This window comes from Rhodoferax lacus (assembly GCF_003415675.1).
GTDB lineage: Bacteria > Pseudomonadota > Gammaproteobacteria > Burkholderiales > Burkholderiaceae_C > Allorhodoferax > Allorhodoferax lacus.
Genome location: NZ_QFZK01000008.1, coordinates 136,753 through 151,160 on the forward strand (window position 1 = coordinate 136,753; position 14,408 = coordinate 151,160).

Sequence of the window (14,408 nt, forward strand, 5' to 3'; positions counted from 1 at the left end):
CACAACCGGAGTAAAAAAATCATGTCTTACAAGAAACAGTCAGCAGTTCACAAGTCAGAAAAACGCGCCATCAACCAAATGAAGATCTGGAATGGTGGTGTGGAGATCAACACGGGACTCTCCCCCATCCAGGATGTACGCTTTCTGTGCGCGGCCATCAAATACGCCTACATGTTTGAGAGCCCGCTGGGCGAACTGAACATTGAGCGCAACTGGTCTGCAGCATTCACGCTGACCTGCATGGAGATTGACGCACTCCTTGGCCAAAACAAGCGGGGGTTCTGCTGGCGGCAACTCGACATTGAAGACGGTCAGCCGCACTGGTACTGGTCGCTGGGGCAGGACTACGACCACCAGGTCATGGTAACGGACATCGCCGCACAGCCCAGTGTCGTGATCGTGAAGTCTGCATTGGATCCGAAGGACGAGCTGCGCAATGCTGTTCGTGCACTGGTGGAGACCGGCAAGCGCAGGGCGACATTCTTCAGCCAGAACGCCAGCAACGCAGGAGCCATGCAATGAGCGCGCGCATGGTCAGTGGAGGCGGCTTCATTGCTGGCAATGCCCCAGCCAATGACGACGATTTCTCATCCAGTCGGGCATCGTCATTCGATGCAGCGAGGAGGGATCCTGTGCAGTGGCGTGTGCACTATCCAGCTGATATCGGTGAGGTGCTGAGTGGGGTCGAAGACCTGTGGCTGCGCATAGTGCGGCAGCCGACGGTACACGCAACAGTGCTGCGCAGTGAATCCACGGGTGAGCGGCTGGTGATGTTTCGCCTCACAGGCAAGAGCACAGATCCCGAATGCTGTCAGCTGTTGGCTGATGCATCGAGCGGGGACAGCTATCTCTGGAGCCAGGAAGGATGCCGGGGAAGCCTGGTGGCTGACATCCAATGGATTGGTAGCACCCTGGTAATTGAGCTCACCTCGGCTCGCCAGATGCAGCGCGCACCCGACGGCGAAACCTTGGTGTGCTCCATGAACGCGCTGTTGCAACGCATACAGAGGATGGGGAGGCGCGAATGAAGCACCTCAACAACTGGCGCATGCAAGCGGCAGGGCATTCTCCGCCGAAGCGGTGGACCCCACGGTGCAGCGCTATAGCGCGGCAGCGAGGGAGACCCTGGGTGGGCGGCTCGTTGTGGACTTGCCTGACACGTTCACACATGCGCTCAACCTGAAGCCCGGAACCCGGGTCTGGTTAGCACCACGGGACGCCGGCTTTGTACTTTCCACGAGTCCTAGTGGGCCGAGGGGGGCCACGCGTTACAGCAGCCGTATCCGGAAAAGGCATATGCCATTGAAGGTGCTCAAGCTGCACCAAAGAAGGTGAGGTGCCTACACCGGCAATAGACGCTCAATGAAACAGGTAAGGCGAGCCGCTGCAAGTGAAACCTTGAATGTGCAATCAGCAAGGTCTGCAGATGCAAATGAAGAATGAAATTCAGAAGGAAATCGTATGAAGAAAATCAAAGTCAATCAGGGTCAAGGACGCACCAATCGCTGGAAAGGTCATTTGCCTAGTCCTAGTATCAGGAAGACAGTATGCGCCGCCGTGATGTGCTGTGTCCTGTCTGCGTGCGGAGGTGGTGGCGGAGGCAGTTCAGGCGCTACCGCGGGCACCAACGGAGGCCAGCAGGGAACCGGCAGCACGCAGACGAGAGCATTTGCGGCGATGCGTTGGGCCACTGGTCCTTCACTGTATGCCAATGGTGCAATTACCACGTACATGCCGTCGATGGCCAATATCGCTGCTAGCAAGGTGCTGGCCGTGTACGCCCAGTCGGAGACCAGTGGCAACAGGTTGTATGCCACTTTCGGTGACTTGACAGCAGGAACCTGGACGCAGCCGACCCTCATCAGCGGCTATGCCGGGACGGTTCAGGCGGTGAATGACAATGGCGGCTGGGCGTTGAATCCGTCCGCAACCGTTGTATCCGCCAACCCCACAACGGGTGTCGCAACAGTGGCTTGGACCTCCCAGGTAGCGGGAGAATCCACCTACCGGGTCTGGCTCAGTACCTATTCAAACAGCACCAATGTCTGGAGTAGTCCCACGCAAATCGGCACTGCCAGCGTCAGTGGGCTCAAGATTACCAATTCGGCAGCTGGTGGAACCCTGATCGGATGGTTAAGTTCCAGCATCGTCAATGCGGGCACGCAGGCCCTCAATCTCTACACGTTGCCACTATCCGGTGTTTCAGTGTCTGATCGGGTGGAGCTTGCCTCCAGTCCTTATGCGGCGGTCAAGCTGGGTTTGAGCGATGCCAATGCGGTGGTGGCGATCTGGGCTGGTGCTTCTCAATCCGTGATGTTGGCGCGCAAGACGGGCAGTACATGGGCAGCAACGGTCAGTCTGGGTACTGGAGTACCTGCGTCCGAATCGGACCTGGATCTTGTGGTCAATGCCGATGGCTCGGATGCGGTCGCCTGGGGTGGTGTGGATCCTTCGATTCACACGGTTCTGCATGACTCTGCGGGCGCGCAGGTTGCAAGCCAACATGTTGTTCAGGGTTCTGTTGGCAATGTGCGCCCGGCATTGGCTTCTTTGTGTCCGGGCAAATACACGATGGTGTTTGCTGCATCCTCAATGAGTGGTGTCGGTGTAGGGTATTACGAGCCCTACAGTGCCAGCTACACCCCTGGCGTGGGCTGGTCATCGCCCTTGGCGCTGTATCCCACCGGAGTCAGTGGTGCAGGAAACTTGCAACTGCGCGTGGATGGCGCAGGGGACGCACTGGCCGTCGATCTTGGATACAACATTAACGGGTATTCCTTAGCGAGTGGCGCCAGTGACGGGACGGTGGCGTCCAACATTGTGTACGGCGGTGCGATCCCCGCATTTGTCCAAGAAAGGATGACCGGACGCGGCGTGGTTCTGTGGTGCAACGGCAGTCAGTTGCAGTCCGCATTCTTCAAATAACGCATCAGAAAACAGCGTAGAGGCAAACACTCCATCTGACTTGGATGGAGTGTTTTTCTATCACGCATGGGTTGCAAAAAAATTTCAAAAAGGCCTGCAAATGCGCTTAGCTGGCGAAACGAATTTGCTATTTTTGGAGTGGGCGATGGGCTCACATACAGGGAGTAAAAAGAAATGCGATCAGACGACATCTTCGATCACCAGGTGCGCACGCTGGTGAGTCTAGTGCAACGGCTTGAAGGCACTAAAGGGAACGACGAGGGGCATAAGGAAAGGGTGAGGAACTTTGTCTCCTTCGAGCTGATAGGTCGGGGATCCGCGGATGTGATTGCCCGCGCATTGGGAGAACTCGATGACCAAGGTGCCGATCGATTGAATGACATGGTCAACCACTGCAGTCAGACGTTCTATCGCAGGGATGAAGTCTGGAACACCATTGCCATTCCCGTTGCACTGAACTGGAATATTCAGCAGGACAGCGCCTTCCGTTCCAACCGCGGTGATGACGGGTGTCTCAAAGAGTTGGCGCATGGAATCCGGCAGTGTGCTGGTTCTCAAGCGGTTGTTCTGGACAGGCATTTTTACAGCGCAACGGAGTTGTACAGGGCAGAGGCCCGCCAGTTGCATGATCACCTGCAGCAACTGGTCATTGGCGCGCCCAGACTGGCTCCCGCGTTGCAGTCTATGTCACTACGAAGCGTCAATGAGTCAAGCTGGCGCACGACTTTCTTGTTGGGCTCCGAGATCATTGATCGCAAGGACAGGAGCAGGCTCCAGGACCCAGGTGTGCAGGATGCCCTGCAAAGCTATCTGCACCTGGGCGCCGATGCCTTGACCGGTCGCAACTCAGCCATGTTCAGACGTGGGGCTCGCGGTGAGACCGTGTGCCACGGTCCGCTGTACTTGCGGGATGCCATTCGCAGTGGTGCAAAGGCGCTGCGTGGTTACCGGTTGCGCCAGATGCTGCGGGAGATTGCCAAGGAAGAGAAGCGTGTGACGCTGTACTACGCCTTTGATCCGATGCGGTACGCGTTTGAATTGCTGCTGGCAGGCAAGTGGCTTGCGTTTGGATTGCGCTGGGCCTTGTTCTCGGATGAAGTGAACGATAACTTTTTGAAGGAAGTTGAGTTGGCAATGGTTGCAGACCCAATGGGCGCTGCCATCAATGTCGTGGAGATGGATCTTGAAGAACTGGAAGCGAAAAGAAAAGTGACAACCTTTGATCTCTTCAGGCCGAGAAGACGTTAAGCAAAAACGGGCATGTATTACATAGGTCAAAGGGGGCAGGGTAAGGGGGCGACACGATACCAAAAAGGTTTTCCAGAAAAGTTCCGTCTACCGGGCTGCAGCAATTGGAGAACAAGTGCTTCGTGCCCAATGCAGCCACTCGAGAATGGAAAGTGGTCGTGAGCAATGCACGCGTTTGCTGCCTTTGAGTAGTTCAAGCTGCTTGCCCGATACTTGACATGGTTCCTAGCGAAAATCGGTCTGTTTATGGATCAGAAGTTCATGCAGATGGGTACCCACAATGAGCCACGAGCGGTCCCAACGAATCTCGCGACACTTTTCTGATATTTACGGATTGCGGTCAACGGGTTTCGGCAGCGTCCCGCAGATAGGGGGTAACTCAAGGGATACTGTTACCAGGCATTTTTCCAATTGAGATACCCTTTGTCCGGTGCTCACATTCACCCCCGGATCACCGTGCCGCCGCGCTGCGCATTGCAACAATACCAATCACTGCTGATCGGCCTTTATGGCCTTCCCCTTCTGTCAACTCCGTTTCGTATTCCTCAAGGACCTGTATGTCCAGCGCACCCAAAGCCTCCCGCAGCATTGCTGGGGTGTAGAGATGCGAAAGCACAGAGGGCCCGCCTGTTCCATATTCCAGTTGCTTGGGCGTGTAGCCGAGAAGCAGGATTGAACCACCGGGCCTGAGGGATAGCACCATGTTCTCAAACAGCCTCGCACGCAGCTCGGGGTCAGCAAATTGCACGAATATGGCGACGACGCCGTCGTACTGGTTCTGCTGCCACGCAAAGTCATCGCAACTTGCCACCTTGTAATCGACGCTGACCTGGCTCTCTTGTGCCAGGCGCAGTGCCTTGGCCACACCTACGTCCGAAATGTCGAACGCTTCGACCTGGTGGCCCTGCTTGGCCAGCCAGACGCTGTTGCGGCCTTCACCATCAGCCACACAAAGGATCTTGGCTCCCGTTTTCCAGAAGGAGGCCTGGCGCCGTAGCCATTCATTGGGCTCGGTTCCAAAGACATAGCCATCCTTGGAAAAGCGCTGGTTCCAGGTTTGTGCCGGGTCGGTAAATGGCGTGCTGTTGGTTGAGGTCATGTTGGCAATGGCTGGCTTGAAGTGGGCATTGGCGGGTTACTGGTTGAAGGAGATCAAGCATACTCCAATGGGTATGCCGTCGCACAGGTCACGGCATCTGCGTGCCATCGTCAGGCATGCCAAGCGGACGCTATCTGTCAAATACTCAACTGGGCATAGGTCTGCAACAAGGCGCTCTTTTTCGCCACGCCCAAGAGGCGCGGAAGCGCAGCGGATTGCACCACTGGCAGTCGCTCACCCTGGTGTGCCAGAAAGCGCTGGAATGCTGCCTCCAGCCCCATGTCGCTGGTCAGTGGCTGGATTTCCTGGCTGAGTAGATCTGCCGCTCTGTGGCTTTGACGATGCTCAGCAATGGCCTGTGTGAGGGCCCTGAGGGGCACCACACCTTGGTACAGGCCAGCACCATTGACCACATACAGATACTTCACCGGATGCGCTGCAAACAAGCGGCCCATGCTGGCCGCATCGGCATCCAACGGGACTACGGTGAGTGCGGGTTCAACAAGGTCCTGTACCAACTGCTTTCGCAAGCGCTGCCGTTCCGCACTTTGCGCCATGCGGCGCACGGTAATGTCATACATGGAACCTGCGTTCGCGGCCCTGGCCACAAAATAGGCCATCACACAGCCCACCATGAGCGGCAGCATCACCTGGTAGCTCAGCGTCATTTCGAACAGCATCAGAATGGCCATCAGCGGTGCCTGGGTGGAGCCCGCCAGGAATGCGCCCATACCCACAATCCCGTAAGCAAAAGGTGCGGCGGTCAGTTCGGGCCAGAGCGCCTGCACGCCCAGGCCATAGATTTCTCCCAGCATGCAGCCAAAGAACAAGGCCGGAGTGAAGACACCGCCTACAGCACCTGAGCCAACTGTGGCGAAGGTCGCCAGCATCTTGCTGATCAGGAGCAACAGCAAAAGGGACCAGGCCAGATGCGAATGCAGCGTGTCATTCACCACGCTGTAGCCGTTGCCCCATACCTCGGGCCAGTAAAAAGAAATGCATCCCACCATCAAGCCACCCAACCCGAGCTGCAATGGCAGTGGCAAGCCCAGGGCGGCGAAGCGCTCACGGCTTCGCTCCAGCCCGCGCAAAAACAGGGCCGGTGCAAGTCCCGAGAGAATGCCCAGTCCGGCGAACAACAACACCTCCAGCCCCTGTATCGCCGGGAAGTTGGGCATGGCATAGGGTGGCTGATAGCCGGGGATATGGCGCATGGTGATATTGGCCACCACGGCGGCCACGATGATGGGGCCCAGGCTATCCAGTGCAATCGATCCCAGCACGATTTCGGCCACAAAAAATGCGCTTGCAAAGGGCGCGTTGTAGGCCGCAGTGATACCTGCCGCAGCCCCGCACGCCACCAGCAGGCGCAGGCGCTCTACAGGCATGCGCAGCCATTGCCCCAAGGCGGAGGCACACATGGCCGCCAGTTGCACCATGGAGCCCTCGCGCCCGATGGAGCCGCCGCTGACAATGCTGAGCATGGATGAGAGGCTGCGCACCAGGGTCTGTGGCACGGGTATGCGGCCGTCCCCCATGGTGCTTGCGTCCATGTAGTCTGCCTTGGTGGTACCTGAATTGAATCTACGCAGGGACTGCAGCAGCCCTCCCGCCAACAGGCCACCCAGGGCAGGCACAACCACCCGCAGTCCGGGACTCAAACTGCGCGACAGGGCCACCAGGCTGCCGCCTTGCCCGAGAAGCCAGGCGTCGCCCCAATACAACGACAGTCGAAAGAGCTCGGTTGCGCCGGCCCCTATAAATCCGGCCAGAACCGACCACAGCATCATCGGTAGCCAGCCCCACCAGTACGGGTAATCACGCCAGGCACGCAGGCAGGTCGACACGTATTGGTAAAGACTATGCATACAAAGCCATTGTGAAGGGGTTCATTCGAGTGGACGGGTGCCGGGCCAGGCTTTACTTTGCGATCCATCATTCGCCGACCATGGCGCCTGAAGCGCAACCCCTTCTGATTAAGTTTGACTTAACTCTGCGGGCCGTAGACTGAATTCTTTTTCCGGAGGAACAATGAAGGCTTGTATCGGATTTCTTTTTGCAGGTGTTTTGATTTCGCTTGGTACGCAGGTGCACGCGCAGAGCTCTACGCCGGAGAAGCAGATTGATACGTTGATGCGCCTTTCAGGTGTGCGGCCCAAAGCGGTTCAGGGACAGGAATTTTTTACGAGCAAACATGGGCGTGAATAGTCATGCTCCAGTTGCCACACGGCAGACCCGACTGTGTTGGGCAAACATGTCAAGACCGGCAAGGTCATTCAGCCCATGGCTCCAGCAGCAAATCCTGAGCGTTTTACGGACGCTGCAAAAACAGAGAAGTGGTTCCGCAGGAATTGTGGTGACGTTGTTGGCCGGGAGTGCACACCGGAGGAAAAGGCGGATGTACTGACGTGGCTGGTCAGTCTCAAAAAGTAGAGATCCTTGTTTGTGCAGCAAGCGTCACATCGACCGCTAATGGACTTTGCGCAATGAAGGTAGCAGGGCCAGCAGCAGCCCCACACCAATAAACGGCAGACTCAGCACCTGCCCCATCGATATCCACCAGGCACCTTCAAAAGCGGCCTGCGGGACTTTATACCGCTCCAGAAGCAGCCTTGCACTGAATACACCAACAAAAAATACGCCGGTGAGCAGCCCTGGTTGATTGCGCGCTGGGGTTCGGAAATACAGACTGGCCAAAAGCAGCCCCAAGACAAAATAGCATGCCGCTTCATACAGCTGCACAGGATGCCTCGGTACGGCATCTATCGCGTCGAAAACAACCGCAAACGGACCATCCGTTGGCAGGCCCAGTATTTCAGAATTTACAAAGTTTGCCAGCCTCACAAGGCCTCCACCAAAAGCGGCAGGAATGCTGATACGGTCCAGCAAGTACATCAGTGTTCCTCGCGGGCTTGCCCGATTGGCCCACATGAGCGCAAGAACCAGCCCAATTACCCCGCCGTGGCTGGCAAGTCCGCCCTCCCATACAGCAAAGATTTTCCAGGGGTAGGTCAGGTAGTACTGCGGGTCATAAAAAGCGCAATGCACGATTCGTGCACCCAGTACGGTGCCACCCAAGGCATAGAGGAACAATCGGTCTGTCTCGATGTCATGCCGCCGTTCTCGAACGAGCAGTTTGCCTATGAACCACTCACCGAAGCCAAATATGACCGCGAATGCAATGCCGTACCAGTGAACCGCAATCGGTCCTATTGAAAAGGCAATAGGATCAAGGTGGTTGTGAAACGGCATGTGCAGGTCAGTCGCCGTTCAAGAACTCAGCACGACGGTCATGCAACCATCGGGTCTGGCTATTTGTTGGGATAGTCCAGGTCAACGCGACGGTTCTGGGCACGGGACTGTTCATCGTGACCCAAGGCCTTGGGCTTTTCCTTGCCGAAACTCACGGCTTCCATTTGCGTGTCTTTCACACCAAACACCTTGAGAACCTTGACCACCGCGTCGGCCCGCTTCTGCCCTAGTGCAAGGTTGTATTCGGCACCGCCCTGTTCATCGGCATTGCCCTCCACCCTGATCTTTACAGCCGAATGGGCAGCCAGGTACTTGCCATGCATTTCAAGAACGCGCTGGCCTTCGGGCTTGACCATGTACTGGTCAAAGTCAAAGAACACGCTTTTGTCATTGCTCAGTGGGTTGGCAGGGTCCAGATACGCTGCAAGCTCCGCCTTGCTCACTGGCGCAGGTGTGGCAACCTGAGGGGCTGCGCTGGGAGCCGCAGCGGGCTGTGCCTTGGGTGCGGATGCCGGTGCTGTCGCCACCGGAGGCGGTGCGACCGGCGTGCTGCTGCAAGCACCCAACAGAATGGCACTTGCCATCGAACCCACAAGTGCAAGGCGATTGATGTTTCTCATACGAACTCCAATTGTTAATGTTGCCTACCCGGCCCAATGCGGGCATAGCGGTCTGGATGGCATGGCGGCAATTCTGCCGACTATTCGTACCCGTTCTTTGATTTGGCACCCATGGAGCGGCCGTTTAAGTCTCACTTAAGTCTGGCCGACGCATCATTGGGACCAAGGCCGTGCGTACAGCGTCACGGCCTTGGCGCTCTGTCTGTGCGAGGGCTGCCCCCATTCAGCTAATGCCCTTACGATGAATTCAAAGCCAATCAAAGCCCTGTGCATTTTCTTGCTGTTGGGCCTTGGCGTTTGCCAAGCTGCCAGCCTGCAATCCGAGCACGTCTTCGTGGTCAGCGATGACACGGGTCAGATCCTGCTATCCAAGGGCGCCAACACTGTCGCCCCGATTGCCTCGCTCACCAAGTTGATGACTGCCATGGTGGTCTTGGACAGCAAGCCGGATATGAACGAGACCATCTCCATTCAGGCTTCGGACGTGGATATGCTCAAACACAGCAAGTCGCATGTTCCCATTGGGACCACCTTGAAGCGCAGGGAAATATTCGAGTTGGCATTGATGTCTTCTGACAACCGTGCCGCAGCTTCGCTGGCCCGGACTTACCCCGGCAGCAATGCGGCTTTCCTGCAGGCCGTGCAAGCCAAGATCCGGTCACTGGGTCTACACAACACCACCATCAAGGAGCCCACCGGACTTTCGCCGGAAAACACCTCGACGGCGTCAGATTTGGCGAAAATGGCGCAGGCAGCGGCACACTATCCGCAGATCGTGAATATCACCACCGACAAATCCGAGGCCATACACATGAACGGACGTCTGTATACGGTCCACAATACCAACCGCTTGGTTGGTGCAAAGGGTTGGGATGTTTTGCTGTCCAAGACGGGCTTCACCAATGAGGCCGGCCATTGCCTCATCATGCGGATTCAACAATCCGGTGCCCACACTACCCTAGTATTGCTGAACGCGGGAGCGAATGCCATTCGGCTGCAGGACGCCGTTCAGATTCGTCAATACCTGAGCAAACTGCATCCCGTCTCGCTCTGAGCACACCCGCTTCCAAGCTGCCGGTGCCGAACGCGCCAATTGTCCATTTCACGTCTTCTCCTGGAGAATCCCATGAAGCGCATAGGCCATCTGATCGTTTCCATTCTCTGCCTGCTGGGCGCGGCCACCCAAGCCAGGGCCGTGCCCGCCGATTTGCCCACGGCCACCAGCATCAATGCACGCAAGATACTGAGTGACTCCAAGGTGGCAAAGGACGCGTTGGCTAAGTTCCAGGCAGATTTCCTGCCCCAAGAAGCCGAGCTGCGGACCATGTCCTCCGCGCTCAAGGAGAAGTCTGCCGATCTGGACAAAGTCGGGCCCACTTTGAATCCGTCACAGTTGACAGCCAGGCAAAAAGAAATCGATGATCTGGCCCGGGACCTCAAGCGCCGCAGTCAGCAATTTGCGGAAGACCGGGATGCCAGAAAGCGTGACGACATTCAGCATGTATTCAGTATCGCAACCCAGGCCGTGAAGAAGCTTGCAGAGAGCTCCCAAATGCATATCGTGTTTCAGGACACTGTCTACACGGCCCCTGGGGTGGACATCACGGCCAAGGTCATTCAAATCATGGACGCCCAGTAAACCCTGCTGATTCAAGAGGCCTGTCATGCGCTTGCTGTTGATTGAAGACGATACGATGATCGGCGAGTCCGTACTTGATCTTCTGCGCAATGAGGGCTATGCCGTCGACTGGGTGAAGGACGGCGCCCTCGCACTGTCCGTTCTGGAAGACCAGCCATACGACCTCATCCTGCTGGACCTGGGCTTGCCCCTGTGTGACGGGCTGACGGTGCTAAAAACCTTGCGGGACCGCAAGAACCGAACACCGGTATTGGTGGCCACCGCACGCGATGCCATCGCCCAACGCATAGAGGGCCTGGACGCGGGCGCCGATGATTACATCGTCAAGCCCTATGACCTGGGCGAGATGTTGGCCAGAATCCGCTCCCTGGTTCGAAGGGCCGCCGGACGTGCTGAACCGGTGTACACCTATGCGGGTGTCAGCATTGATCCTGCAACACGCGAGGTGACAGTGGATGGCTTGCCGGTGGTGGTGTCGGCCCGGGAGTGGGTCATCCTGGAGTTGCTACTGGTCCGCCCCGGCATGGTGCTGTCACGCAAGCAGCTCGAAGAGCGGATGTATAGCTGGAAAGATGGCGTCAGCAGCAATGCCATAGAGGTCCATATCCACAGCCTGCGCAAGAAGATAGGCGCCGAGCTGATTCAGAACGTGCGCGGAGTGGGCTACATGATTTCCAAAGAGAGCCCATGAAACGCAAGGTCACCAACTCGCTGCGGGCCCGGCTTTTGCTGCTGCTTTTTTCAGCCGTGCTCATTACCGCGTGCATCCAGTCCTTTATCGCGTACCGGACATCGCTGGATGAAACCAACGAGATCTTCGACTACCAGATGCAGCAGATGGCCTTGTCGCTACGCTCCGGATTGAATATCGACGGCTACAGCAATGGCTTTCGCCAGGAAGAGGACGAAGGCTTTGAGTTCATCGTGCAGGTGTCCGCATCAGACGGCAAGGTACTTTTTCAATCCTCTTCCAGTACACCATTGCCACAGCGGGACGGCACTGGATTCAGCTTGTTTGACGCACGCGGAACGACCTACAAGCTCTATTCCCTGCGCTACGGCAACCATCTGATACAGATCGCACAGGACCGCGCCGCCCGGCGCAGCCTGGCAAGAAATTTGGCCTTCAGAACCACCATACCCATCATCATCATGGTCACGTTGCTGCTCTTCATGGTGTGGTGGGTGGTGACCTCGTCCCTGGCTCCAGTGACCCGCGTACAGCGCCAGATAGCCACGCGAAAGGCAGAATCACTGGACGAAGTGGACACCACGGGTTTGCCCAATGAAGTACGCCCCTTGGTTGAGGAACTCAACCTCTTGCTGCGGCGCATGCGCCATGCCTTCGATGTCCAGAAGAACTTTGTAGCCGATGCCGCCCACGAATTGCGTTCGCCGCTCTCCGCGCTGAAGTTACAGGTTGAGCAGTTGCGGCGCTCCAGCACCAACAAGGATAGGGACATCGCCGTCCAGCGCCTGGGGTCCGGGATTGACCGTGCCACCCGCCTGGTGGAGCAGTTGATGGTGCTGGCCAGGCAGCAGGCCAACGCAGAGTTGCACAGCAGTGCCCGGCCCGTCGAGATCAACCGGCTCAGCCTGCTGGCGTTCAACGACGTGTACCCCTTGGCCCAGCAAAAACATATGGACATGGGGTTGATGCAATCCGACGAGTGCTATGTGATGGGCCACGAGGAAGGCTTGCGCATCATGCTGCGCAACCTGCTTGACAACGCCGTCAAGTACTCACCTGACCACAGCAAGATTGACTTCCGGGTGGAGGCGAGTGCGCGGTCCGTACGCCTTGTCATTGAAGACAATGGCCCAGGCATTCCAGAGGGCGACCTGCAGCGTGTCATGGACAGGTTTTACCGGATACCGGGCAATCCGGTGTCCGGCAGTGGATTGGGCCTGTCCATTGTCCAGGCCATCGCCGATTTGCATGCAGCGAAAATTGAAATGAGAAAGTCCACGGCCCTGGGCGGCCTGGAATTCAGCCTGACATTCGAGGCCTATCGCATGGCATCTCCTTACCCGTCCCCCCATCACGGAGCAACGTCCCCACCATGAAGCCACTTCTTGTAGCCTGCACGATCCTGTTGATGTTCGGCAGTGTTGGTCTCAGCAATGCGCTACGTATCAACACCTTTACCAAGGGGCCGTACAGTCAGGTGATTGCACCCCTCTATGCGAATGACAGCGACGATGTGATCCGCCAAAAGATCAAGCTCGCATCGGAAAAAGTCACCATTGAACCCTCTGTGATTCTGCCTTTCTGGCCGGCGCGCAAGTAGCTTTCCATTTCGAATTGAAAAAGGCCATGAAGCCTGGCTTCACGGCCTTCAAGCGGATGGGATTGATTACTTGTAGGGGACGGCCTTGCCGCTTGCGTCCTTGATGTCACCCCAGGACTTCTGGATTGCAGCAACCACAGCAGCTGGCATAGGGACGTAGTCCAGGTCGGCAGCAGCCTTTGCGCCGTTGGCATAGGCCCAATTGAAGAACTTCAGCACTTCGCTGGCATTTGCCGGCTTGTCCTGCGTGTTGTGCATCAGGATGAATGTGGCACCGCTGATGGGCCATGAGTCCTTGCCAGGCTGGTTGGTAAGAATCTGGTAGAACGATTTGCTCCAGTCTGCGCCGGCGGCGGCCGCCTTGAAAGCCGTGTCGTCGGGCTGCACAAAATTACCGGCTGCGTTCTGCAGCAAGGCGTAGTTCATCTTGTTCTGCTTCACATAGGAATACTCAACGTAGCCCATCGAATTGGGAAGGCGATTGACGAAGGCGGATACCCCCTCATTACCCTTGCCACCCGCACCGCTGGGCCAATTCACAGCCGTTCCCTCGCCGACTTTGGTCTTCCATTCCATACTGACTTTGCTCAGGTAGTTGGTGAAAATAAAGGTGGTGCCCGAGCCGTCTGCGCGGCGGACCAGTGCGATGTCTGCATCCGGCAAGGCCAGTGTCGGGTTCAGGGTCTTGATGGCGGGATCATTCCACTTGGTCACCTTGCCCAGGAAGATGTCGGCCAACAGCGGGCCTGTGAACTTGAGCTGCCCGGGTGCAATGCCCTTGATGTTGATGACCGGCACCACACCACCCATAACGGTGGGGAACTGCAGCTGACCCTTGGACTTGAGCACCTCGTCGCTCAGGGGCATGTCGGAGGCGCCAAAGTCCACTGTCTTTGAATCAATCTGCTTGATGCCGCCACCCGATCCAATGGACTGGTAGTTCACTTTGACGCCGCTTGCCTTGTTGTAGTCCGAAGCCCATTTGGCGTATACGGGAGCCGGAAAGCTGGCGCCTGCACCGGTGACATCCTGGGCATATAGCGGCATGGTGAAGGCCAACGACGTGAGTGATGCGACGGCAAGAGAAAGGACTGAGGGGGCTTTATTCATGGATGAACCTTGGGTTGTGAGGCCGCTAAGGTATGAGCCGGAAGTGACAGTTCGGTGACAGTCACTGCGATTTAAGTTTCACTTAATTGTCAGCGCTGAGCGCACAGTCATTTGCGGGGATGTCTGTCCACAATAATGTCCGCCTAACTTGCGCTTTGAGCAGAACTCATTCCTTGAAAGCGCTACTGGCAGCCATAACTAGAGTACATTTTTTCAGAACTAGC

The 14,408-nt window shown here is 56.9% G+C and carries 14 protein-coding genes and 1 pseudogene; 10 read left to right on the top strand and 5 right to left on the bottom strand.

Annotated elements, in window-relative coordinates; genetic code table 11:
• Nucleotides 1-21: 21 nt before the first annotated feature.
• The 4 genes from DIC66_RS13875 to DIC66_RS13890 all read left to right on the top strand — a co-directional run bounded on the left by DIC66_RS13875 (nucleotide 22) and on the right by DIC66_RS13890 (nucleotide 4,173).
• Nucleotides 22-522 (top strand): hypothetical protein, encoded by a 501-nt coding sequence (locus tag DIC66_RS13875; RefSeq protein ID WP_117178189.1) that lies wholly within the window; start codon nucleotides 22-24, stop codon nucleotides 520-522.
• Nucleotides 519-1,028: a hypothetical protein gene (locus DIC66_RS13880; protein ID WP_117178191.1), complete on the top strand. Its 510-nt coding sequence runs from the start codon at nucleotides 519-521 to the stop codon at nucleotides 1,026-1,028. Before DIC66_RS13875 ends, DIC66_RS13880 begins: the two co-directional genes overlap by 4 nt.
• A gap of 433 nt (nucleotides 1,029-1,461) precedes the next feature.
• The gene (locus tag DIC66_RS13885) at nucleotides 1,462-2,925 is read left to right on the top strand and encodes a hypothetical protein (protein WP_147321320.1); all 1,464 of its coding nucleotides are present in this window, start codon (nucleotides 1,462-1,464) and stop codon (nucleotides 2,923-2,925) included.
• Between the two features lie 174 nt (nucleotides 2,926-3,099).
• Nucleotides 3,100-4,173 (top strand): hypothetical protein, encoded by a 1,074-nt coding sequence (locus DIC66_RS13890; protein ID WP_117178195.1) that lies wholly within the window; start codon nucleotides 3,100-3,102, stop codon nucleotides 4,171-4,173.
• A 451-nt stretch (nucleotides 4,174-4,624) separates the two neighbouring features.
• Here DIC66_RS13890 and DIC66_RS13895 read toward each other — a convergent pair whose 3' ends face one another.
• The gene (locus tag DIC66_RS13895; RefSeq protein ID WP_117178197.1) at nucleotides 4,625-5,272 is read right to left on the bottom strand and encodes a class I SAM-dependent methyltransferase; all 648 of its coding nucleotides are present in this window, start codon (nucleotides 5,270-5,272) and stop codon (nucleotides 4,625-4,627) included.
• Between the two features lie 137 nt (nucleotides 5,273-5,409).
• Entirely contained in the window at nucleotides 5,410-7,140 is a 1,731-nt protein-coding gene (locus DIC66_RS13900) for a ClcB-like voltage-gated chloride channel protein (protein WP_117178199.1), read from the bottom strand.
• Between the two features lie 163 nt (nucleotides 7,141-7,303).
• Here DIC66_RS13900 and DIC66_RS13905 point away from each other — a divergent pair.
• A pseudogene (locus DIC66_RS13905) lies at nucleotides 7,304-7,705 on the top strand (DUF1924 domain-containing protein).
• Between the two features lie 36 nt (nucleotides 7,706-7,741).
• Here the strand turns inward: DIC66_RS13905 and lgt are convergent.
• Complete coding sequence (gene lgt / locus DIC66_RS13910; RefSeq protein ID WP_117178201.1) at nucleotides 7,742-8,524, bottom strand: prolipoprotein diacylglyceryl transferase; 783 nt, start codon at nucleotides 8,522-8,524, stop codon at nucleotides 7,742-7,744.
• A gap of 59 nt (nucleotides 8,525-8,583) precedes the next feature.
• The gene (gene pal / locus DIC66_RS13915) at nucleotides 8,584-9,144 is read right to left on the bottom strand and encodes a peptidoglycan-associated lipoprotein Pal (protein WP_117178202.1); all 561 of its coding nucleotides are present in this window, start codon (nucleotides 9,142-9,144) and stop codon (nucleotides 8,584-8,586) included.
• Nucleotides 9,145-9,385: 241 nt separating this feature from the next.
• On the opposite strand from pal, the gene DIC66_RS13920 reads away from it, so the two are divergent.
• From DIC66_RS13920 to DIC66_RS13940, 5 genes are all read left to right on the top strand, one after another.
• Nucleotides 9,386-10,198 (top strand): serine hydrolase, encoded by an 813-nt coding sequence (locus DIC66_RS13920; RefSeq protein ID WP_117178204.1) that lies wholly within the window; start codon nucleotides 9,386-9,388, stop codon nucleotides 10,196-10,198.
• A gap of 72 nt (nucleotides 10,199-10,270) precedes the next feature.
• Nucleotides 10,271-10,783: an OmpH/Skp family outer membrane protein gene (locus tag DIC66_RS13925; RefSeq protein WP_117178206.1), complete on the top strand. Its 513-nt coding sequence runs from the start codon at nucleotides 10,271-10,273 to the stop codon at nucleotides 10,781-10,783.
• A 25-nt stretch (nucleotides 10,784-10,808) separates the two neighbouring features.
• Nucleotides 10,809-11,474 (top strand): response regulator, encoded by a 666-nt coding sequence (locus DIC66_RS13930; protein ID WP_117178208.1) that lies wholly within the window; start codon nucleotides 10,809-10,811, stop codon nucleotides 11,472-11,474.
• Nucleotides 11,471-12,850, top strand: a complete 1,380-nt coding sequence (locus DIC66_RS13935) for an ATP-binding protein (protein WP_117178210.1) — start codon at nucleotides 11,471-11,473, stop codon at nucleotides 12,848-12,850. Before DIC66_RS13930 ends, DIC66_RS13935 begins: the two co-directional genes overlap by 4 nt.
• Complete coding sequence (locus DIC66_RS13940; RefSeq protein ID WP_147321321.1) at nucleotides 12,847-13,074, top strand: hypothetical protein; 228 nt, start codon at nucleotides 12,847-12,849, stop codon at nucleotides 13,072-13,074. The genes DIC66_RS13935 and DIC66_RS13940 overlap by 4 nt, the downstream gene beginning before the upstream one ends.
• Nucleotides 13,075-13,140: 66 nt before the next feature.
• Here the strand turns inward: DIC66_RS13940 and pstS are convergent, their stop codons facing one another.
• Entirely contained in the window at nucleotides 13,141-14,184 is a 1,044-nt protein-coding gene (gene pstS, locus DIC66_RS13945; RefSeq protein ID WP_117178213.1) for a phosphate ABC transporter substrate-binding protein PstS, read from the bottom strand.
• Between the last annotated feature and the right edge of the window lie 224 nt (nucleotides 14,185-14,408).

What these genes read in the sequence shown, in the direction of transcription:
- DIC66_RS13875 (WP_117178189.1), top strand. Translation starts at nt 22, where the DNA reads ATGTCTTACAAGAAACAGTCAGCAGTTCACAAGTCAGAAAAACGCGCC.
- DIC66_RS13880 (WP_117178191.1), top strand. Translation starts at nt 519, where the DNA reads ATGAGCGCGCGCATGGTCAGTGGAGGCGGCTTCATTGCTGGCAATGCC.
- DIC66_RS13885 (WP_147321320.1), top strand. Translation starts at nt 1,462, where the DNA reads ATGAAGAAAATCAAAGTCAATCAGGGTCAAGGACGCACCAATCGCTGG.
- DIC66_RS13890 (WP_117178195.1), top strand. Translation starts at nt 3,100, where the DNA reads ATGCGATCAGACGACATCTTCGATCACCAGGTGCGCACGCTGGTGAGT.
- DIC66_RS13895 (WP_117178197.1), bottom strand. Translation starts at nt 5,272, where the DNA reads ATGACCTCAACCAACAGCACGCCATTTACCGACCCGGCACAAACCTGG.
- DIC66_RS13900 (WP_117178199.1), bottom strand. Translation starts at nt 7,140, where the DNA reads ATGCATAGTCTTTACCAATACGTGTCGACCTGCCTGCGTGCCTGGCGT.
- lgt (WP_117178201.1), bottom strand. Translation starts at nt 8,524, where the DNA reads ATGCCGTTTCACAACCACCTTGATCCTATTGCCTTTTCAATAGGACCG.
- pal (WP_117178202.1), bottom strand. Translation starts at nt 9,144, where the DNA reads ATGAGAAACATCAATCGCCTTGCACTTGTGGGTTCGATGGCAAGTGCC.
- DIC66_RS13920 (WP_117178204.1), top strand. Translation starts at nt 9,386, where the DNA reads ATGAATTCAAAGCCAATCAAAGCCCTGTGCATTTTCTTGCTGTTGGGC.
- DIC66_RS13925 (WP_117178206.1), top strand. Translation starts at nt 10,271, where the DNA reads ATGAAGCGCATAGGCCATCTGATCGTTTCCATTCTCTGCCTGCTGGGC.
- DIC66_RS13930 (WP_117178208.1), top strand. Translation starts at nt 10,809, where the DNA reads ATGCGCTTGCTGTTGATTGAAGACGATACGATGATCGGCGAGTCCGTA.
- DIC66_RS13935 (WP_117178210.1), top strand. Translation starts at nt 11,471, where the DNA reads ATGAAACGCAAGGTCACCAACTCGCTGCGGGCCCGGCTTTTGCTGCTG.
- DIC66_RS13940 (WP_147321321.1), top strand. Translation starts at nt 12,847, where the DNA reads ATGAAGCCACTTCTTGTAGCCTGCACGATCCTGTTGATGTTCGGCAGT.
- pstS (WP_117178213.1), bottom strand. Translation starts at nt 14,184, where the DNA reads ATGAATAAAGCCCCCTCAGTCCTTTCTCTTGCCGTCGCATCACTCACG.